This is a genomic window from Pseudoalteromonas luteoviolacea, assembly GCF_000814765.1.
GTDB lineage: Bacteria > Pseudomonadota > Gammaproteobacteria > Enterobacterales > Alteromonadaceae > Pseudoalteromonas > Pseudoalteromonas luteoviolacea_H.
Genome location: NZ_JWIC01000007.1, coordinates 1,009,640 through 1,030,731, shown reverse-complemented (window position 1 = coordinate 1,030,731; position 21,092 = coordinate 1,009,640). Strand labels below are relative to the sequence as shown.

Genomic DNA, 21,092 nt, shown 5'->3' with positions numbered 1-21,092 from the left:
TCAATGAATATGCAACCACTTTACAGTAGCGTCACACCCCACTACAGTGTCACTATTGACAATTTTTAAGGTGAAAGTGACATGAAAGTTGCAATTTTATGCCAACAAGGTGTGATGGCAAGTGCGTTAACAGGGATCATCGATGTGTTAAATGTCGCCAATCAAGTCATGAGAACAGCATTCTACCAATGGCAAATTGTCTCTTTGAAAGAGGAGATGGTTATCAGTAGTCAAGGTGCAGCGTTTAAGGTCGACTGCCAACTTAAAGACCTACAACCAATTGATGTACTGATCATCATTGGGAGTCAATATCAAGGAGACAAGCACCTGTGGCAAACGTGCCAAAAGTTAAACCGCTATGCTCCGCTACTGAGTGAAAAACTAAAAATAAGTACGTCTCCTACTCTGGTTGCAGGATGTTGCGGCGTTGCTTATGCCGCAGCGCTTGGCCTTTTGGACAAGCAACGCATTACCGCCAGTTGGTGGCTTGAAGCATTTTTTAATCGTTACTTTCCACAATTAGAGTTAGACACCTCACCGATTTACCTTTGTAATCAAAAGCTCTACACCGCAGGAGCTGCACATAGCTATATGTATGTGATGCTGGCTTTAATTAAACAGCAAATCGGCACTGATGTTGCCGAGCAAGTAGTGAGTTGGTTAGCGATACCTGAACCACAACTATCGCAAACAGCGTTCATCACCAGTAGTGCGCTAGATGCTCACCAAGACGCTACGGTGCATACCGTGCAGACTCATATCAAAGCACAGTTGCGTCAACCATTTACACTAAAGTCGCTCGCCAGTTTAGCCTGTGTTTCCGAGCGTACTCTCATCAGACGCTTTAAGTCGTCAGTCGGCATGACACCATTTGACTATATCCGTTTACTTAGACTGGAAAAAACCAAAGAATTACTGATTTACTCAAATCAGCGGTTTGCTGACATTGCACTATCCGTTGGGTATCAGGATCATCAAGCATTAGCAAAACAATTTAAGCGACATTTTGGTAAATCAGTCGCTGCTTTTCGAGAGCAACTCGTTCATCTATAACTAAAGTTGTATTCTTTTTTATGCGCTAACTGGCCAGTATCTTATTTTACAACTAAATTTTAGATTTAACATTAATTTTACAAAGATATGTGCGTGGTCAAAACAAAACGGCTTTATTCTCTTGATATACTGAGAGGCTTCATTATTGTGCTCATGGCGCTGGATCATACTCGGCGCTACTGGGCAGAAACACCCTTTTCACCCACTGATCTCGATCAGACGACACTGGCATGGTTTTTAACCCGTTGGGTGACCCACTTTTGCGCTCCTTTATTTATATTTTTAACTGGCATAGGCGCTTACTTGTATGCTGATAAAGTGCGCTCAACTGCAAAAGTGCGCAACTACCTGCTCAGTCGGGGGCTTTGGTTGATTTTCTTAGAGCTGACTGTGATTAACTTTAGTTGGCAGTTTGGTTATGACGTGGTGTTTTTACAAGTCATTTGGGCCATTGGATGGTCAATGATTATTTTGGCTGCACTGATTTATTTACCTATGAAATGGGTTTGTTTTTTGTCAATTGTGGTGATCAGCGCGCACAATGCCTTACCGGATCAGTCCATATTAAACTGGTTTGGACCAAACTTTGCTTGGGTATGGCATATTTTACATAGTCCGACCACATTTGCTTTAACACAGAAGCTTGACGTGTTTGCCCTTTACCCTTTGATCCCTTGGTTTGCAGTTATGTCTTTAGGTTACTGCTGCGGATACTTGTTTCAGCTCAGTCCGCAATATAGATATAAGGTCTTTGCGTTATTTGGCACTCTAGCCGTGGTACTGTTTGTGTTGCTCAAATTAGGCAATATTTATGGGGAACCGAATTTGTTTACACCTGAATCGTCGTTCGCAGCCTCTGTCATGTCTTTACTGAATAACAGCAAGTACCCACCGTCCCTCGTTTATCTGTTAATGACTTTAGGCCCAGGTTTGCTGATTTTGGCCTGCTTAGAGTATTTACAAAATCGTGGATTTAAACTGACTTTGTTAGATGGGTTTAAGATCTTAGGTGGGGTTCCACTATTTTATTACCTACTGCACATTCCAGCGATAAACCTCAGCGCACAAGCTTATAGCTGGCTAGTCTATGGGCAAACAATACACTTTTTCAGCACCCCAGAGGAGTGGCCAAGTCGCTATGAACCCAGTTTAATACTTGCTTATATCGCATGGCTTGGGATCACCTTGGCTTTATACGTGCCTTGCAAACATTACTTGGCCATTAAGCGAACCCATCACAGTCCGCTGCTCAAATACCTATAACCTAGTTCAGTGCCGACTTATTGGGTGCCTGCGCACATGTCGGCACCCACTTGATGGCAAAGCACGTTATAACCCCGCAAATAAGCCAAATAATGGTAGCGACAAAAGAATACACCGTTACCATATCAACATAAACTAGGCTAAAGCCAATGCCAACTATCCCCCGTAAGGTACATAACACGCCAATGACCCACAGTGCTATGTAAGTCAGAGGTAAGCGCTTGATGATCCCTGCGCCTGCAAGTGCATATGCACCACATACAGCAAACAAAAACGAGATGCCCACCGTGGCAATTGGCGCAAGCAAGGTGCCATTTTTAGCAGACTCCACCAGCTCTTTTGGCGCTAATTGCGCCCGATAGCAGGCCTCTCCGAGCCAGATACAAGACATATGTGCAACCACGGTAACAGCCGCCATCACCGAAACAAAAACTAAACCCCATATCGCAAACTTTTGCTTTTTATCCATTGACTACTCCCTAATAAAGCACGTTTAACTGACCCGTTAGGCTAAACCCAAATATGGCCTTGTAAGTACATTACAGCTTCGCCGGTTATAATGACTCGCTCAGTACTAAAATCAACCTCACACGCTAACTGTCCACCCCTTTTTGAGGCTTGGTAGGCCTTGAGTACTTGCTTATCAAAACGTTTTGACCAAAACGGCGCAAGACCAGTATGAATTGAGCCGGTAACCGGATCTTCCTCGCCCCCATTCGCGGGCCAAAAATACCGAGAAACAAAATCATATTCAGCACCCGGCGCACTCACCACCACATCCAAAGGCGCCAATTGCTTTAATTGTGCCGCGTCATAAGCCACTTGATGCACATCGACTTCATTGTCATAAATCGCAAAATACGCTTGGCGATTTTTAAGTACTTGACTTGGTGAGATTGATAAGCCCTTTAGCAGCGCATTGGGCACGTTTGATATAGGCTCAGGCATTTGCATCGGAAAGTTCATAACTAACTTCGACTCAGCCGTTTGCGTTACAGTTAAGCTACCTACCGTTTGCGTGGTAAATTCGACACGCTCAGAGACGCCAAGTTTGTTAAACAAAACAAATGCGCTGGCAAGAGTAGCATGACCACAAAACGGGATTTCAGTCAACGGAGAGAACCAACGGATCTGATAACTGTTTGACGTACTTTTAACTAAGAAGGCAGTTTCTGAGAGGTTGTTTTCAGCAGCAATGCGCTGCATGAGCTCATCACTTATCCAAGCATTTAGTGGCACGACTGCGGCAGAATTACCTTTAAATTGCGTATTTGTGAATGCATCAACCACAAAGATGGGTAATTGGGTCATGATGGTTATCTCCTTGATAATACTTAAACCATGACTGTACCTGAATCCACAGTATAAGAATACACCTGTGAATGAAACGCCCCATCCAAAACCAGAAATTAACAAATATTGTAAAATATTTACAGCCGTCCCCAACCGGTGATAGCATAATACTAAATCATTAGCTAACAAGGACTGTTATGTATGCGCAACCTCGCGTTGATACGCAATCACAAATCGAAGATCTGATCACAAAACTAGAAGCCGTTGACAAGCCTAAAGGCGATAAGGTGACTGAGCGCTATTCAGCCACCAAACTACCCGGAGATATTCGTCAAGCGCTCAAGCCCCATGCCAGCAGTTGGGTTGTGATCAAAACCCCAGAAACATGGCGTGAACTGAGAAGCACGCATGATACTCAACTGGTTTTAAAAGAAAAAAAAGGCCATGTATTCATTGCCCATGCCAAGCACGCCACCACCAAAGATGAACTCATTGTACTGAAAAAAGCCACCGCAATGCCCAGAGCACAAGCACTGCAAGGCAGCGCGGGGGCACTCAGTTATCATGACACGTCGGCTACACCAGATACACAAGCCCATGTGCCCGTCGATTACACTCAGTCACCTGATTTAAACGATCAACGCCTTATCGTGACGATTGAAGGAAAAACCCCCGTCAGTATAGTGATGCGCGGTGGTCCAACCGTTTTGTCTCGAAGCAATAATGGCCTTGCACAAGATCAACTGCTGTTTCCACGCCTTGAAGATGATACACATTACAGTCTCAGCGCCAAAATACTCGGCGTCCCTGAACAAGTATTGATCCCCAATATGGCATTCAAGGACTTTAAAAGCCTAGATAAATTAAAAGCCCTCAATATTGGTAAGCACGGTGGTGTGCAGCTACTTGACCACCAAGTCACCAGCGAAGGCCATGTCAAACTTAGCCTTCTCAGTGAACCACCCAGCTTTGGGCTCTTTTTTGATGGCACCGGCAACAACCGCACCAATGACAATAAAGTGATTGGTGATGATAAAGAGCCAACCAATGTCACCAAGTTATATGAGTTGTATCCGTACGATGAAAGTTTTGTTCAACGAGCTTATGTTGAAGGAATAGGAACAAGAGATAATAAAAGCGATAACACCATGGACTTGGCCTTAGCGCTTAGCTTTGATGACAAGGTAAAGCGAGGCTTAGATGAAGTAAAAAAGTACACCAATACAATGCTTCCCAAATTGGTTCAACTTGTACATATTGACGTATTTGGCTTTAGCCGCGGAGCCACCGCTGCGCGCTGCTTTGTCAATCAAGTTCATGAGATCACCCGCGATAACCCAAATTATTGGGGCGGTATTACCCCCATGATACGGTTTTTAGGGCCTTTTGATACCGTGTCTTCCATAGGAGGGGATGGAGACGACCACCACAACGAGTATTATGCCAAGCAAAAGCTGGACTATCCGGTAAATTTAGATATTAACGAGCACTCTGCCGGCTTTGTCTACCATCCCGTTGCCTATGATGAGCGCCGCGACAGCTTTCCCTTGCATAGCTTAAAAACACCAGATGGCAATACCGCCAGCAATATACAAGAGATTACGCTGCCCGGTGCCCATGCGGATGTCGGCGGAGGCTACAGCCACCATAGCACCACCATAAAGTACCCACGACAATATATAGAAGGGCACACATCACACCCACATCATGATGCCCGCCTCGCCGCAAAAAAAGCGGAGCTTGAGCAAAAATATCACTGGCCAGGCATAGACATTACTTTTGTAAAAATGGGCACGGGATTAAACAAAAATAAACGTCTTAAAAAACGCCCTGAGAATACCGTGGTCACCACGTACAAGCCCCGTTGGTACCGTCAAGTCAATAACCAACTGCCCCACTATGCACTGCACGCCATGTATGAACAGGCTGTTAAATATGGTGTGCCCTTTAATGACATAAGCCGACTCGCAAAGATATACCAACCGGATGGAAAGCGTACCTATCAATATGAATTACCCGCTGAGTTAAAATCGACGGTCGAGTCTGCTATGCGTGGCGGAATCAACAGCCAAGATTGGCAGTGGCTATATCAATATTATATTCACCACAGCCATAAGTATGCCGGCTTTGTCGACACCATTGCTTATTCGGTGGAAGATGATGCGGAATTTGTCGCCGACAATGGAATTCGGGAAATCTTTTATAACACCCCAAGCAACAGCGTATCCAGTCAGGGGCGTTGGCAGGTCTACAACATAGGAGTCAATCCACAATGGCGAAAAGAATAGTTATCTCAATTGGTATCTTGTTATTAATCATGGGCTGTAGTTCAAGTTATCAAGTCGAGGAAATGAGTGTTGGAATTGGCGCTGAACGTAGCGCTGACTTAATGGTTGGTACCGTATTATTTGATGACCAATGGACTGTACCTGCGGGGTCTATTGGCTGCTGCTGGGGAGATGGCGGAGCCAGATCTTTTGTTTATGATGTACCATTTCCAAGCAAAGTCATTGTTGCATGGTATGACATGGATACAGACCTCTTTCGGGTAGGCGAAGCAAAAATTGATAATAAAACAGGATATGAGTTTATAAAAAAAATGAAACCTGTAATTGTTCGTTCAACAGGAGAGTATTCTGATTATGAGCTGCCATATTTAATTGTAGGTATGAAAAGAAATGGATTAATCAAAGTGTGGATATCAAATTCCCCTGCCGATGCTATAGGTAGAGAAAGTCTCGAAATAGGCTCAGGCATGGCACAAATTAAGGAACTTCCACCTGCAGACGAACGTTAACGATAAACACCAAGGAAGGAGCCCATATTGGCGGCAAGAATAATTATCTCAATTGGTATCTTGTTTTAATCATGGGTTGTAGTTCAAGTTATCAAGTCGAGGAAATGAGCATAGGGATTGGAGCAGAAAAAGGCCCAATACTCATGGTTGGAGAAGTAACACTGGATGAATCTTGGAGTGTACCAGCTGGTGCAATAGGTTGCTGCTGGGGAGATGGCGGAGCCAGAGCTTTTGTTTATGATGTACCATTTCCAAGCAAAGTCATTGTTGCATGGTATGACATGGATACCGAACTATTCAGGGTAGGCGAAGCAAAAATAGATAACAAAGCTGGATACGAGTTTATACAAAAATGAAGCCTGTAATTGTTCGTTCAACAGGAGAGTATTCTAATTATGAGCTGCCATACCTCATCATTGGTATAAAACGCGATGGCTTAATCAAAGTCTGGATATCAAATTCCCCTGCCGATGCTATAGGTAGAGAAAGTCTCGAAATAGGCTCCGGTATGGCACAAATTAAGGAACTTCCACCTGAAGACCAGCGTTAACGATAAACACCAAGGAAGAAGCCTACATTGGCTGCAAGAATAATTATCTTGATTAGTGCTTTGAGTTTACTCATGGGTTGCAGTTCACGTTATCAAGTCAAAGAAATGATTGTTGGAATCGCCGCAGAGGATAAATCTGACTTAATGGTCGGCACCGTACTATTTGATGACGCTTGGTCTGTACCTGCAGGCTCTGTAGGATGTTGCTGGAAAGATGCTGGTGTCCTGTCATTTGTAGATGGAGTCAACTTCCCAAGTAAAGTTGTTGTTGCATGGTATGACATGGATACCGATCTCTTTCGGGTCGGTGAAGCACAAATAGATAACAAAACAGGATATGAGTTTATACAAAAAATGAAGCCTGTAATTGTTCGTTCTACAGGAGAATACTTTGATGACAGCACCCCCTACCTCATTGTCGGAATAAAGCGAAACGGCTTAATTAAAGTATGGATATCAAACTCATCATCGGAAGCTATTGGCCGGCAAATTCTAGAAATAGGCTCAGGCATGGCACAAATTAAGGAACTTCCACCTGAAGACGAACGTTAGAGATAAAAAGTAAACTCCAAGGAAGGGGCATAGAATGGCTGAAAGAATAATTATCTCAATTGGTATCTTGTTATTAATCATGGGCTGTAGTTCAAGTTATCAAGTCGAGGAAATGAGCATAGGGATTGGAGCAGAAAAGGCCCAATACTCATGGTTGGAGAAGTAACACTGGATGAATCTTGGAGTGTACCAGCTGGTGCAATAGGTTGATGCTGGGGAGATGGCGGAGCCAGAGCTTTTGTTTATGATGTACCATTTCCAAGCAAAGTCATTGTTGCATGGTATGACATGGATACCGACCTATTCAGGGTAGGCGAAGCAAAAATAGATAACAAAGCTGGATACGAGTTTATACAAAAAATGAAGCCTGTGATTGTTCGTTCTACGGGTGAATACTTTGATTACAGGATCCCCTACCTCATTGTCGGAATAAAGCGAACTGGCTTAATTAAAGTATGGATATCAAATTCTTCTGCTAACGCGATTGGCAGGCAAATTCTAGAAATAGGCTCTGGTATGGCACAAATTAAGGCACTTCCACCTGAAAACGAGCGTTATATAATGGGCCAACATATGCAAATGGAGTGGCTAAGAAGCTAACAGTAAAAATGATTTAAATTGAAGGTGGTAGAACTAAGACAAAGTAAAAAGAGGAAAGTAAAAAATTAGAAGAGAGTATGAAATAGCAAGGTGCAGCTTGATGCCGCACCTAGACATAACTGATTAAAGTACAGTTACGTTTTCAGCCTGAGGACCTTTAGCGCCCTGAGTTACTGTAAAGCTTACTTTTTGACCTTCAGTCAAAGTACGGAAACCTTCAGACTGGATAGCTCTGAAGTGAACAAAAACGTCGTCGTTACCGTTTTCTTGTGCAATGAAGCCAAAACCTTTTGACTCGTTAAACCATTTTACAGTGCCTGTTACTTGAGACATAAATTACCTATTTATATAAAAATTAAAAAAAATGTGTACAGTATCGGAAGTAAAGTGAGTGGCTAAAATTAGGTTTTATGACAAAAACAGAAACTTAAGCAAACAACAACAAATAAATCAAATATCTTCATACGCTGCGTAGGATACACTGAAATTCTGTTTTGTCGAGCTTTTTTACAAAAACAGTTTAAAAAACACCCAGCTTTTTATTCTTTCTTATTCATCACTTAAGTAAGGGCTTAAAAAACCCCATCATGCGGTCTGCCTATCTTGCCAACTCATAATATATTGCGCTTGCCCTGCAAGCGGATCTTCGTCTTGTGCAATAATTTCAAAACCTTGCTGCTGATAAAATGCCACGCTCGCAACATTGCGCTGATATACAGAAAGCGCCAAGGTATTGCATCGAGACTTTGCATCAGTGATTAGCTGCTTACCTACCCCTTGGCCTTGTTTTTCTGGTAAAACAAAAATTGCCGCAAGGGTGTTTTTTACCAAGCATAAAAACCGATGATTTCTTGATTATCCAAATACACATAATGATCTGAGCTGGGCAAATACCCTTGTCGCAGAGTATCGAGGCTACCGCGCCAAAAGCGCTCTGGCACAAAATGAAGACTTGTTAAGACACAACAAGCCACGCAAATGTCAGATGTAAGACCTTTTCTAACCATACATCTCCTCATTGCAGCACATTTTCTCAATCACTCACGCTGTCTATATGCTCAAAGCTCAATATTAATTTTTTTACGCTCAGTATTAAATGCCACGGCATAATATCGCAACCTAGGGTGTTCCACATTCCATAAATTTAAAAACTCTTCATACGTTTGCACTACACGTCGAGCGCCCTTAGCATCATTTAAATATACAAGCCGTTTAGCTTCGTCATAACCAACAACAACGCGGTAATGACTTTGGGATTTTGGTAGCTCCCAATATTGAAAAACGATAACAGGAATACCACTGGCAATATAAGCCTTGATATGGTTGAACAATTGCGCACGCTTTTCATCAATATCGTCAGCATTATCACGCACTTTGTCTAGTGTAATGCTGCGTGTTTTGCCAAAGCGCTGCAAAAAACCTTGTAAATAAGTCACCTTAGTGCCTGGATAATCTGCCCAATTACGTGGGTAATTGTTTAATACACCTGAGCGAACAAAAATTGGCATGTCTTCGTACTGGTTTAAAAGAGACTCCGCAATATCATATTGTGAATAGCCTTTTATTCCCCAATACTTAAAAATCATTTCAATGGTTGCAGGGCCGCAAAGCTTTTTCCCTTGCTCAACCAAGGGCACGTTTAATACGATTTTTTGAGAGTTTTTTGCATTTATAACAAAAGAAAAGCTAATTAAAAATAATACAAATACCCACCTAACCACACTGCACCCTTGATTTAATTGAAATATTCAATAAAATTAATAAAAATCGAATAATACAAAAAGAAAAATAATCCATTTTATTAAAATAAAATAACCATTAAGAAGCACTCACTATAAAGCTAAATATTGTTACTAAACATCTATTAAACGCCATCAATATTAAAAATTTGAGTACATAATAAAAAAGCGAACCATACTATGGCCCGCTTTTAAAATACTAGTCTATTAACTTAAAAAGTTTAAATTAACCCATTTTAGGTAATCAAACTGTGTAGTTTATAGCTTAAACTGCTCAACACTTGCTTTTAGCCCATGGGCAAGCTCACTGATCTCATGACAAGCTTGTGACGTTTGATTCGCGCCCTCAGTCATTTCAACCGCGGCAACATTGATATTTTCAATATTGCGATTAAGTTCTTCAGATACGACAGACTGTTCATTACATGCCGCTGCTATTTGCGTACTCATTGCAGCAATGCTGTCTATCTCTTGCTCAATTTGAATAATGGTATCGCTGACAGTCTCTGTTTGCTGCACGCAAATATCGATGCCCTTTTGGCACGTTCTTGTCGCTTCACCAGTCTCTTTTGATTTAGATTGCAAGTCACTAACAATCTCGACAATTTGAGTGGTCGAGTCTTGCGTTCGCTGCGCAAGAGAGCGCACTTCATCGGCAACAACAGCAAAGCCGCGCCCTTGTGCACCTGCTCGTGCAGCTTCAATTGCCGCGTTCAATGCTAATAGATTCGTTTGCTCAGCAATTTCACGAATAACATCCACCACGACATTGATATTTTGTGAGTTCTTTTCAAGGTTATATGCAAGATCTCCTGCATGTGACACTGTATCTGCCACACTCGAAATCTGAACAATATTGCTCTTCAGCGCGGCACTTCCCTCTCGAGACTTTACATTCGCTTGGTTTGCAGACTCAGCGCCCATTTCTGTGCTTTTTGCAACTTCTGACACAGCTGCTTGCATTTGCGTCATGGCAGATGCTACTGACTGTAATTCATTTTGTTGCTGTTGCATACCTGTGGCATTTTGCGCCGAGATCATATTGACCTCTTCAACTGCTGTCGTCAGCTGGATAGCGCTGTCATTTATCTTAACAACAAGACCATTGAGCTGCGCACGCATTTTATCCAAAGAGATAAGCAAGACACCCAATTCGTTATTCCCAACGCTTCGGGTATCAATTCTTGAACTCAAATCACCATTAGCAATGCTACCTGCAAGATCTTTTGCTTTTTCCAATGGTTTTCTAATTGCACCACTTAACACAAAACAAATAAGTGCAATCATCACAGCAGATATAAATATACAAACAACTATCACTGTGATCACTGTTTTTACTGCACGCACTGCTGAAGTCTCAGCCATACCCACATTATCACTGTTAATTTTGTTCAGCTTGCTCAGTTCATCCATCGCTTCTGAGTAGAAGTTATAGCTGTTTAAAACAATTGAGTTAGCTTCACTAACTTGGCCACTTCTTACTAGTCTATCAAAGCTTGATGTTGCCGATGCATACTTGCGCCAAGCACGTTCAAAAGCTTGAAACTGTATACGCTCTTGGTCTGAAACACTTAAACTACTGTATGCTTGGATCTTATTATCTAAGCCAGATTTCAAACCACCTAAATCAACTATCCATTCATTGATATCTGGGTGATCTGAATTCGTAACTATCAAAAACTCATCTTTTCGAATGGTTGCCATCTCAATTTGCAGATCTTTTACTATCTCAACCGATGGAATGCTAGTTTGTACAATCAGTTCAAGGTCATCATTAATCCCCTTTAAACCATTGTAGGTCATCAGGCTTACCCCGAAAAAAACCATAAAAATCGACGCAAAGCTCAACCCAATTTGCTTTGAAATAGACAAGTCTTTAAGTGCCATATGCTGTTTATAAATCCCTAAGTTAATGATTACCGTAAAGCACAAAAACCAGTAGAAAGCGTTAAGATTTTGCTCTTTACTGGTTGTGAGATATTTGAATAAATATGAGTGTTAACCTCCAGGTGTATGTACCAGAGGAAACGTATGAGACTTAGCTTATAGGTCCGCAAAGTAATACAGTTCTTTGCTGACGAATTGAAGTGCCCTTTTATTAAAATACTTATGTATACAAGTGCTTAATTGAGGGCTCATTATAATTTAAGCAAAGCAAAGTTGGAATAATTTAATTATTAACATTTATATATTTATGTTATTAAATTACTATAAAACATAAAAAACTGATCATAAAAGGATCAGAAAGATTAACTTAGAAAAGCAATTTTTAGCTTCCCATATATAACTTGTTGCATGATAAATAGTTGTAATAGGTACAGTTACAAAGCCATTGCACCTATTTCAAAAAATAAAAAAATGGAAAATAATAATAAAAAAGAATTATAAATTAAGTGAGAATAACCCTTCACTGTATAAGTTATCGTTTTTTGCTCTGTACTATTTTTTTTGCTTTCTAAACGCCTTGAGCTCCAAGAGTAACCACTCACTACTCTTGGTTGGTTTACTATTACGACAATGAATAAGATAAGGCTTACCAGACAAGCTACTTTTGGAAGCCGTTAATCTTATAAAATCTTCCGCCGACTCGATATCATCTTGATAGTAATGATACTTTTTACTAATGTGCTGCTTGGCATCATATGCCGAATGTAGTGAGCCATTGCGCTCGTATTGGCAATGAGACATTTCAATGAAGGTCAATAAATGCTGTATTTCAGCCGCTGTTGAGGCAATACTTTTCAGCGAGTAAGTCGCGTTCAACAATATAAACATTACCAAATAAAACTTCATTACTTTCCTAAATATTCACATACTTAATTAAAATAAATATTATAGCACTTTGCATAAATATGAACACTTAGACGGTATAAACAGGTAAATGGTTGCATCGAGTTTAAAATAAAAAGCGCAGCCAATTGGCCGCGCTTGGTTGAAGCTGAAAACTTAATTTATTGAACGCTTACTGCACCTGTTTTTGTGTTATAGATAATACGACCCGCTTCACCTGACGCATAGCCGTAATGGCATATGCCTTTGCTTGCTTTAACCACTTTATACTCGCCATCGGCAGTAGAGAAATACCATTTTGTGCTACCATCAGCTTTTTTCCGGCCTTTCCCATTGCGGTTTAATACATACTGATGGTCTAGCATGTTATTCCACATCCGCGCACAGCGGTTGGCGTTGGGGTTTTTAGTGAATTTGTTGTGCTTATTGAGCTTATCTTTTGACTCGACTGGAAAGCCCTCCGCATTAAAGTTAAAGGTACCATCTTTGAATCCAGTCAAGTTTGCGACTTTGTCCTCTATAGCCTCACCTCGCCAATACTGATTGGCTTTATTAACTTCTTGCTGTAACGCATTTGCAATAACGGGCAAGGTGTTTCCACACCCCTGTACATAAGTTAAATCAGCAATATGGTCCGGCCCATCCATCAAGTAGGCGGCCTGCGCAGTTTGTGTATCTAGCGTGTATATTTTAGCTGTCTCGCCGCTGTTTCTCGCAGAGACGTAAATCACACCGTTTTCGTCCACAGCAAGACCCGAAGCCCAGTTTAGATTGTGCTCACCTATTTCAGTCAGCGACATAGACGCTTCGTCTAGAACATATAACGCCTTGCCATTGAGAACATATATCAAATTACCATCTGCCGAATAAGCAATATCGCCATGATCGAAGTCATCATAGCTTGCATCGTCTGACTTCATTTTTCCAAGCACTGTTTTTTCGCCTGTTGTCAGATCAAATTGATACATGTAGGTTTGGCTTGTAGCCAGAAGAAAATCACCGGAGGGGGAAACTGCTGAGCGCTTTATGGGATAGCTTATCGTGTTGGCCACTTCGCGTTGCTGCATGGTTTGCATATCAAATTCGTACAATTTCGAAGCATTTGTTTCGCTGTCTAAACGTTGCATTGCATACAGCTTTGCACCAGACCCAGCTAAGTTACTTGAAGCGAAAGATGCGCCGGGTACCTCTCGGCTCGTTTTAGTACTCGTATCGATATGAAAAATCGCGCTCTGCCCATCTGCTGCGAACCTGTCAATTGCAAAAAGTCCTTCTAAACAGGCGTTATCGTCAGCTAATACAGAGAAACTGGCTGTAAGTGCAAGTGCTGCTGCACCCAACTTAGTTGCTTTGTTCTGTGTTCTTGTCATGAATACACCATTGTTTAAGTAAGTTAGACGTACTCATGCAATAATTACACCGTAAAAATAATATTTTTCACACCTCTTTGATAGCTATGGGTATTTTATTTCAACCTCATTATTAATTGGCTTATGTCACTGAAAAATAAAATGAACGACCCTGTTAGTGACAAAATTATGTCAGAACAGCAAGCAACCTAAAAACGTGTAAACCCCCTCAGTCAAAAAGCACTAAAGCATTGAATAGAATAATTATATATTTCACACATCTCATTTTTAGCGCATTGCTCACTGATTCTCGGCGTGATTAACCATTTTTTCATTTTGCAAATTGCAATTCGCAAAATAAAAAGATTCCTAAAATGCAAAAAACAAAGCCAAATACTTTCCTACTCATTCTTTTGTCAACTCAGGTAGTGCATCAAGGTTGAGATAATTGCATTAATTTTAATCGTACCTTTATCGTCTACTGATCGAGTGACACGCCTTTTTAATAACAAATGTCACCACGACCCAAAATCAATAAGTAAGGATTACCATGAAAAAAATCACATTGCTTGCAAGCTTAATCGCAGGATTATCACTGAGCAGTTATACGTTTGCTTTGGACCAATCTGATATACAAACGATCTCTCAACACATCGAACAGCGCTTAACTGAAGGGGAAACGACCGGTATATCTATCGCAGTGGTGAAAGACAATACGCCAATCATATTAAAAGGCTTTGGACTTGCGAATGTAGACACACAGCAACTTGTGACCCCAGATACCCAGTTTCGAATTGCCTCTATCACAAAGACCTTTGTCACATTGGCTGTTTTGAAGCTAGTTAACGAAGGAAAGCTCTCTCTTGATGACAGTGTCTACAAATACCTATCTGACTTTAAACCAAAAATTCTTCCCAATAACAATGGCCAATTAACTGTTCGAGACCTTTTAACCCATCAAAGTGGTATCCCAACGGGTTGGTACCGTGGTGATGAGCCAACTACGACACCTATTGAAGACCTTAATTCACTGACAACGTTACTCAGCAACGACTACCTAGTTTGGAACAGAGGAACAATTTCTGCGTACAATAACAATGCATTTGGATTAGCAGGTTTATTGGTCTCCAGAGTAAGCGGGAAAAACTGGCAGGATTACTTGCAATCGGAGTTCTTCACGCCGCTCGCAATGCATAATACCTTGAGTCATTTACCAAACGGCCCACTGCCAGAGCACATGGCACAAAGCTATGATGGTAATACGCAAGAGCCTAAGTTTGCCTCTTTGCTCACACCTGCTGGCGGTATCATCTCGACAGGCAATGATATGGCTCGCTACATGCAAGCAATATTGGATAGTTGGAACTATGACAGCCACGCGATATTACCATCTCAGCTCATTAAACAAGTTCGTAATTTGCAAAATGGTCATATCCAGTTGGATGGTGACCACGAAATGGGATTAGGCTTCTTCATTGACCATTTTAATGGTCACATTGCAATTAGTCATGATGGTAGTTATCAAGGCTACGAAAGCATGATGTATATCGTGCCCGAACTGAACTTTGGCGTATTTGTCACAACGAATAACAGAGACGGCGACGATACGGTTTTCGATATCGCCGACATGGTGACAAACATGGTCACTCAGTCCGTAAAAGGACCATTTTTAGACAATAAAAACACTCAAACATCTTCTTCTCAGCCACCCCAATCGAAAACGCTAGAAGCTGGTTTTTATGCTGGTAGACGCAACATATTCATTGAGAAAACGCCTAACGGGGAGTTCGTCATGTTCACTCCAGGGCAAGCAATTAAACAGCTCAAACAAGTTGATTCAGACAGCTACCAAATTATCGGTGAAGAAGGCGATGTAAGGATCAAGCTGACTCAGGCTATTGATGGGTTTCGCTTTACTTACAACGGTAAAGACTCAGCCAATGTTTTTAGCAAACTCGTAACAACAAAACTAACTCCTGAGCTAGAAAAGTTATTGGGCTATTACCAAGTTGAAACTACCAACCCTGAGATAGGTGATATTGAGTTAAGATATTCACCAGAGTTTCAAGCGCTGCTAGCCGTGTCTGTCAAACATGGATTTGTACGCGCTTTGAAAGTAGTTGACGAAAACCTGCTTCAAGTTCAAGGGTATGGGCGCGGGATTGGCACCGTGTTTGATTTTCAAGAACCAGACAAACTAAAAGCACTGGGTTACCAATTTAAAAAAATAACGGCACAGATGCAGTAATTGCTAACATCTAAATAAAAGGACCCCGTGGTCCTTTTATTATCTTATCTCAGAACAATTTTTATCCACGCTGTTCAAGCAAGGTCACCACATTTTGCTTGAGTTGCTTGCGGCTTAAGAAAATCCCACCCAACGCTATGACCGCAACGATAGTGATGGCCTCAACTAAAAGCATGAAATTGTTTGGTCTGTATGGCATACCAAAACCTTCTTGGTAAATCTGCCCAATGAATAAATAAATCGACGCCAATGCGCACGCTACTGGTATCATTGTCAAAATGGTCCATTCGACTATTAACATATTTCGACTTTGCTTTTCTGACAGCCCAAAGCTCAATAGCAAGCCATTTTTGAGTTTATCTCGCTGCAAATGTGTTTGAATTGAAGCAATGACTAATAAGTTACTCATCAAAGCGATAAATATTCCGTACGCTAAAGTCAAATAAATGAACGTTTGAACAGAACTTCGCACTCGGGCAATTAACTCCTCGACACGTAGCATGCGAATATCTGGGTGTGCCTGCCAGATCTCCCCGAGTTTTGCTAACCCTTGCTCAGGCAAATCGACGCTTCCCATAAAATAAGTTGACTCACTTGCCACAGGGACACTCGATTGATGAACTACAAACCAAAATGTGATCATGTCTGAGCCAGAACGATAATGGTGTACTGTAGCAATGTAGAATTCTTGACTCGTATTGCCTACCTGCATCGTGAGCACATCCCCTAGTTCGAGGTTCAGCTCATCGAATACCTCTTGCTCCATTGAAATGGCAGGCATGTCACTCTCCACTTTTTGCTGCCATTGGCCTGCTATCACATTTATATTGTCGGGTTGCGCCGCTTGCCAATGGAGATTGATATTTCTCTCAAGGCGAGACTTGGAGTCGCTCGATGGGGCATCTATATCAGTCAATAAAACACCATTAACATGCGTGACTCTGGCGCTTTGAAAGGCCTTAAATTGCTTCACATCTCCACTATGCTGTGATGTAAACTCGGTCAATGCCTTTTTTTGAGCGAAAGTCGCTTGTGTGACAAAAACATTTCCTTGATCTGCAAACAGCGCCCTATCAAGCACCTCACTCACATCTTGTCCTACTCGCAAGCATAGGAGCAGCAGTGTCGCACTTAACCCCAAAGCCAGTATTTGTACTGTCTTGACGCGCATACGTTGCTTCATCAGTAACAAAACAAAAGCCAAAATACCACTTTTACCGGCCAGCGTTTTATTGGCAATGCTCAACCCACCCCATGCAAGTATCAACAATAAGAATAAACACACACCAAGACCGGACAGTAAAAGCCCAGTTAACACCCAATTATCCGTATTAAAAACAACAACAATCGATAGTGACAGTAGTGGGCATAAACCACTAATAATAAATGCTATGGCGCCATCTTCTCTCTTTTCCAGTAAATCTCTTACATTGCTGCGGATCAATCGGATCCAGCTCGGTATAGTCAACAAGCTATACAAAAGTACGCTCATCAAAAGAGCTTGCCCTACGCCTGTCATATCCCACATCAACTCAAACGTCGCAAAAAAACGTTGTTGGATAACCTGCTCCAGAATCATCGAAATACCGATAGCAATAAAAACAGCAGGAACAAAGCTAATAAACAGGATACTCGCCATTAACACAAACACCAGTATCGGAACTTGTTCACGTTTAACGCCATTTGCTAACATCACAGCCAGCGCCATTTGCAAAGGTTCTACATGGCTCCTTTGACTGAGCCAAAGACACAAACATGTGAGTAACACAATCACAAAGCTAATTAGACCCATAAAGTTTTGTACACGCTTCCAAGCATGTGCCATTGGGTAATTATCGAGTAATTTACTGATCACTTTTAGGTCTGCACTGTTTATTTGCAGCTGATTTAACTCACCCTGCTTGAAGCCATGGCGGTGATTAAGTAACACTTGATATTCGGTAGGTGACAAAGACAGATTAGCTAAGCTTTCTTGTGCAATCATCGCGCGCCTATCGCTGCTGTAGCCTTGAATGATCCTGTCGGGCTCATTCAACAGAAAAGCACTGACCAAAAATAACTCGCGACCTAAATATATTTCATTACCGACTTTTACATTAAGTGCCCGTGCTAAGTGCGGTTCAAGCCAAATTTCGCCCACATTTGGACCAGTTGACACTTTCGAAGGTGAAAGTAATTCATTGTTAGATATAGTGACTTGACCGTTAAGTGGATAATTTTGATCGACGGCTTTTAACTTCGTATGGCTATACGCTTCGCCGTGATTTAATGTTACTTCATAGCTGTTAATATAACTTTGTGAGCTTGCGTGCTGGCGTATCCATTGCGACTCCCGATTGTGCCAAGCACGCGTCGCGGTTAATTGCGTATCTGCACCGAGCATTGTTTGTAGGTTATGATTTAGATATGTGTCAACGCCCTGTCCAAGTAGACTGGTTAAGCTTAAATACAAAAATAATAACGCCAAACTTAATAATGTGATCAGGTGTTTACCTTGTTTCACTTGTATCAATAACAGTTTCACAAGCACCTTACTTGTCGCACCAAGCTGGCACTGTTTTTCAGTTTTATGTGGTGTGCCTGAGTCAATCATAATTTCAACGCTCCATTTTCTAAATCAAATGTCCTGTCTAATTTGGCGGCTAAGTTCAAATCATGCGTTACAACAATCATGGTGGTACCAGCCGCTTTAGCGCCTCGACGCATAAGCTCAAACACGTGATCAGCGGTCTTATGATCGAGATTTCCTGTTGGCTCATCCGCAAATAAAATTTGTGGTTCATTGCATAACGCACGTGCTATAGCAACACGCTGCTGCTCTCCACCACTTAACTTTGTGACAGGCTGCTTAGCTTGCACTGCTAAATCAACCAATTTGAGTTTCTCAAATGCACGTTGCTCTGCATCTTTCTCTCCCCGTAGCAACAGCGGTAACGCCACATTTTGCAAGGCATTTAGTTCAGGTAATAAGTGAAAATGTTGAAAAACAAAGCCTGATACACAATGAATGTTCTCAAGTGTTAGATTTTGTTTTTTATAACTGATCTGGCCTGTTTGTATGGCTTCCAGGCCGGCAAGCAATGAAAGTAAAGTTGATTTTCCTGAGCCGGATGCACCGACAATAGCAACATGCTCCCCGGCCTCAATTGACATTGAAACATCCTTTAAAAGATGTAATGCATCACCATTGACCAGATTAATCGTGTGCTCCAAATTGAAGACATCCAATTTAACACCCATGCTCACTCCTTAATACATTTAAGCTAATTTATGGCTTTAGTGTCGAATAAGTGACGTGAAACGCATGTGAAAAAGTCAAACTGTGAAACAAACAGAAGTAGTTTCGCGACCTTATGCCCCAGCATCTGCAACAACCTTGATGATTTAATACCTCTGCGATGAGCTTTCACACAATGCCCTAATTTTTCTAAACGAACTCTTGTGGCAACGATTCGATTGATTTACTTTTAAGCATAGGGACAACACAAAGTGCTTGCTCATATTTACAACAATATGCACAGAGGCTGACCAAGCAACGCCTCTTTTCCCAAAATAGGAAATAATAATTAAATTTAAGGAACCTACAATGGAATGGTATATATCGGTCTTAAAAAGTTACGCAGTATTCGAAGGAAGAGCGAGAAGAAAAGAGTTTTGGATGTTCTCTTTATTCAACGTTATTTTTTCAATCGGATTAAGCTTATGCGATTACGTATTAGGCACGTCATTGCTAGGTTTTGTCTATGCAGTCGTCGTTTTTATACCTAGCCTCGCAGTCTGTGTCCGACGTTTACATGACACTAATCGCTCTGGATGGTGGGTATTCATTGCAATAATCCCTGTAATTGGCAGCATTGCACTGATCATATTTGCTTCTTTGGAAGGCGATGTGAGCGAAAATAACTATGGCCCAAATCCAAAATACTTTAACGAAGGGGAAGCCCCCGTCTAACAATGTAAAATGCGCCATTTACTTCATCTGTTCATGGCGCCATGCGCTAATTAATTTTAGGTACTTGACCTCACACCGGTTAGAACCAGCCCGTTGCTGTAGGCTGCGCAATACACATTGGTTACTTTGAATTTAGCCGTTAGCAACGGTCTACCATATGTCATCGAGTGCTGTTAAAAAGCCATCACATTTATAAGGTATGAGCTTAATAACCCTCGTCATAGGAACTCCCTGCACAACAATTAATACTTCCTGCTTTTTAACATCAGTACAGTCTGCTAAAAATAGACACCAATTAGAGTAGAAAAAATGCGAGATAAGATAAACGTTCAGATATGGTAATAGTGACATTACCCTTAAACTCAGAGTTTATTGTTACGGCTATAAAACTCAAACCCACCACTAAACCAAACAAGAAAAATAAATGGTTAACATGAGTATACGTCGAGTTTCAAAAACCAAAATCGTCGTTTGAACAGCAAATCAAACGACGAGAATAGTCAATTAAAAACTTAAAAGTGCGATGATCCACTCTCTATTTCTCTGAATGACATACCGCTCATAATACCGTCTTTGCCAAAGCGGATAGTGACGTGTTTACTCGTTCCTTTGGAACCACCAGCGTATGCACCAGCAATTGGTACGTAATTTAGACCACTACTTTTATTTTCATGGAAATAATATTGCCATGCAGTTTCACCATCTACCAAGTCATCCATACCACTTGGATCTCCAATGGCCTTTCTTACATCTGCTTGAGTTGTTTCACCTTTTTTAAACGACTTAACGACATCCATATCAAAGTCTTTGCCACTTTGAGTACTGCTACAAGCGGCTAAAATAAATGTGGTAAAAAATATGATGAGTAAGTTTTTCATTTATCTTCCTTTTTAAAATTCGTCCTAT

21 protein-coding genes are annotated in these 21,092 nt (G+C 41.3%); 9 read left to right on the top strand and 12 right to left on the bottom strand.

All coding sequences use genetic code 11. The features are described from left to right. Positions 1 to 81: 81 nt before the first annotated feature. The gene (locus JF50_RS18700) at positions 82 to 1,053 is read left to right on the top strand and encodes a GlxA family transcriptional regulator (RefSeq protein ID WP_039610856.1); all 972 of its coding nucleotides are present in this window, start codon (positions 82 to 84) and stop codon (positions 1,051 to 1,053) included. A 93-nt stretch (positions 1,054 to 1,146) separates the two neighbouring features. After that, on the top strand, positions 1,147 to 2,316 hold the full coding sequence (locus tag JF50_RS18695; protein ID WP_052262476.1) for a DUF1624 domain-containing protein: 1,170 nt from the start codon (positions 1,147 to 1,149) through the stop codon (positions 2,314 to 2,316). A gap of 1 nt (position 2,317) precedes the next feature. Here JF50_RS18695 and JF50_RS18690 read toward each other — a convergent pair whose 3' ends face one another. Further along, a complete protein-coding gene (locus JF50_RS18690; RefSeq protein ID WP_152614593.1) occupies positions 2,318 to 2,785 on the bottom strand; it encodes a hypothetical protein in 468 nt (155 codons plus the stop codon). Between the two features lie 41 nt (positions 2,786 to 2,826). Continuing rightward, positions 2,827 to 3,627: a PhzF family phenazine biosynthesis protein gene (locus JF50_RS18685; protein WP_039610854.1), complete on the bottom strand. Its 801-nt coding sequence runs from the start codon at positions 3,625 to 3,627 to the stop codon at positions 2,827 to 2,829. Positions 3,628 to 3,806: 179 nt separating this feature from the next. On the opposite strand from JF50_RS18685, the gene JF50_RS18680 reads away from it, so the two are divergent. The 5 genes from JF50_RS18680 to JF50_RS18660 all read left to right on the top strand — a co-directional run bounded on the left by JF50_RS18680 (position 3,807) and on the right by JF50_RS18660 (position 8,108). Beyond that, positions 3,807 to 5,897 carry a T6SS phospholipase effector Tle1-like catalytic domain-containing protein gene (locus JF50_RS18680; protein WP_052262474.1) on the top strand — a complete coding sequence of 697 codons (2,091 nt, stop codon included), beginning with the start codon at positions 3,807 to 3,809 and terminating at the stop codon, positions 5,895 to 5,897. Beyond that, entirely contained in the window at positions 5,882 to 6,406 is a 525-nt protein-coding gene (locus tag JF50_RS18675) for a hypothetical protein (RefSeq protein ID WP_039610853.1), read from the top strand. The genes JF50_RS18680 and JF50_RS18675 overlap by 16 nt, the downstream gene beginning before the upstream one ends. 104 nt (positions 6,407 to 6,510) lie before the next feature. Further along, positions 6,511 to 6,762: a hypothetical protein gene (locus JF50_RS26310; protein ID WP_052262472.1), complete on the top strand. Its 252-nt coding sequence runs from the start codon at positions 6,511 to 6,513 to the stop codon at positions 6,760 to 6,762. 266 nt (positions 6,763 to 7,028) lie between these two features. Next, positions 7,029 to 7,508 (top strand): DUF2931 domain-containing protein, encoded by a 480-nt coding sequence (locus JF50_RS18665; protein WP_152614592.1) that lies wholly within the window; start codon positions 7,029 to 7,031, stop codon positions 7,506 to 7,508. A gap of 288 nt (positions 7,509 to 7,796) precedes the next feature. Next, on the top strand, positions 7,797 to 8,108 hold the full coding sequence (locus JF50_RS18660; RefSeq protein WP_039610851.1) for a hypothetical protein: 312 nt from the start codon (positions 7,797 to 7,799) through the stop codon (positions 8,106 to 8,108). A gap of 123 nt (positions 8,109 to 8,231) precedes the next feature. Here JF50_RS18660 and JF50_RS18655 read toward each other — a convergent pair whose 3' ends face one another. The 7 genes from JF50_RS18655 to JF50_RS26290 all read right to left on the bottom strand — a co-directional run bounded on the left by JF50_RS18655 (position 8,232) and on the right by JF50_RS26290 (position 14,007). After that, positions 8,232 to 8,441: a cold-shock protein gene (locus tag JF50_RS18655; RefSeq protein WP_023398163.1), complete on the bottom strand. Its 210-nt coding sequence runs from the start codon at positions 8,439 to 8,441 to the stop codon at positions 8,232 to 8,234. A 252-nt stretch (positions 8,442 to 8,693) separates the two neighbouring features. Continuing rightward, entirely contained in the window at positions 8,694 to 8,939 is a 246-nt protein-coding gene (locus tag JF50_RS26300; protein WP_052262469.1) for a GNAT family N-acetyltransferase, read from the bottom strand. Beyond that, the gene (locus JF50_RS26295; protein WP_052262467.1) at positions 8,933 to 9,115 is read right to left on the bottom strand and encodes a hypothetical protein; all 183 of its coding nucleotides are present in this window, start codon (positions 9,113 to 9,115) and stop codon (positions 8,933 to 8,935) included. Before JF50_RS26295 ends, JF50_RS26300 begins: the two co-directional genes overlap by 7 nt. A gap of 51 nt (positions 9,116 to 9,166) precedes the next feature. Next, complete coding sequence (locus JF50_RS18645; RefSeq protein ID WP_039610850.1) at positions 9,167 to 9,829, bottom strand: C39 family peptidase; 663 nt, start codon at positions 9,827 to 9,829, stop codon at positions 9,167 to 9,169. Positions 9,830 to 10,105: 276 nt separating this feature from the next. Next, positions 10,106 to 11,734 (bottom strand): methyl-accepting chemotaxis protein, encoded by a 1,629-nt coding sequence (locus JF50_RS18640; protein WP_039610849.1) that lies wholly within the window; start codon positions 11,732 to 11,734, stop codon positions 10,106 to 10,108. 552 nt (positions 11,735 to 12,286) lie between these two features. Then, positions 12,287 to 12,640 (bottom strand): DUF5329 family protein, encoded by a 354-nt coding sequence (locus JF50_RS18635; RefSeq protein ID WP_039610848.1) that lies wholly within the window; start codon positions 12,638 to 12,640, stop codon positions 12,287 to 12,289. Positions 12,641 to 12,798: 158 nt separating this feature from the next. Further along, entirely contained in the window at positions 12,799 to 14,007 is a 1,209-nt protein-coding gene (locus JF50_RS26290; protein ID WP_052262466.1) for a hypothetical protein, read from the bottom strand. Between the two features lie 529 nt (positions 14,008 to 14,536). Here JF50_RS26290 and JF50_RS18625 point away from each other — a divergent pair. Further along, complete coding sequence (locus JF50_RS18625) at positions 14,537 to 16,234, top strand: serine hydrolase domain-containing protein (RefSeq protein ID WP_039610847.1); 1,698 nt, start codon at positions 14,537 to 14,539, stop codon at positions 16,232 to 16,234. A gap of 61 nt (positions 16,235 to 16,295) precedes the next feature. On the opposite strand, the gene JF50_RS18620 is transcribed toward JF50_RS18625, so the two are convergent. Continuing rightward, positions 16,296 to 18,827 carry an ABC transporter permease gene (locus tag JF50_RS18620; protein ID WP_039610846.1) on the bottom strand — a complete coding sequence of 844 codons (2,532 nt, stop codon included), beginning with the start codon at positions 18,825 to 18,827 and terminating at the stop codon, positions 16,296 to 16,298. Then, complete coding sequence (locus tag JF50_RS18615; protein WP_039610845.1) at positions 18,824 to 19,474, bottom strand: ABC transporter ATP-binding protein; 651 nt, start codon at positions 19,472 to 19,474, stop codon at positions 18,824 to 18,826. Before JF50_RS18615 ends, JF50_RS18620 begins: the two co-directional genes overlap by 4 nt. 346 nt (positions 19,475 to 19,820) lie before the next feature. Here JF50_RS18615 and JF50_RS18610 point away from each other — a divergent pair, with 346 nt between their 5' ends. Further along, the gene (locus tag JF50_RS18610; RefSeq protein WP_039610844.1) at positions 19,821 to 20,186 is read left to right on the top strand and encodes a DUF805 domain-containing protein; all 366 of its coding nucleotides are present in this window, start codon (positions 19,821 to 19,823) and stop codon (positions 20,184 to 20,186) included. A gap of 512 nt (positions 20,187 to 20,698) precedes the next feature. Here JF50_RS18610 and JF50_RS18605 read toward each other — a convergent pair. Beyond that, positions 20,699 to 21,064 carry an outer membrane protein assembly factor BamE gene (locus tag JF50_RS18605; RefSeq protein ID WP_039610843.1) on the bottom strand — a complete coding sequence of 122 codons (366 nt, stop codon included), beginning with the start codon at positions 21,062 to 21,064 and terminating at the stop codon, positions 20,699 to 20,701. Between the last annotated feature and the right edge of the window lie 28 nt (positions 21,065 to 21,092).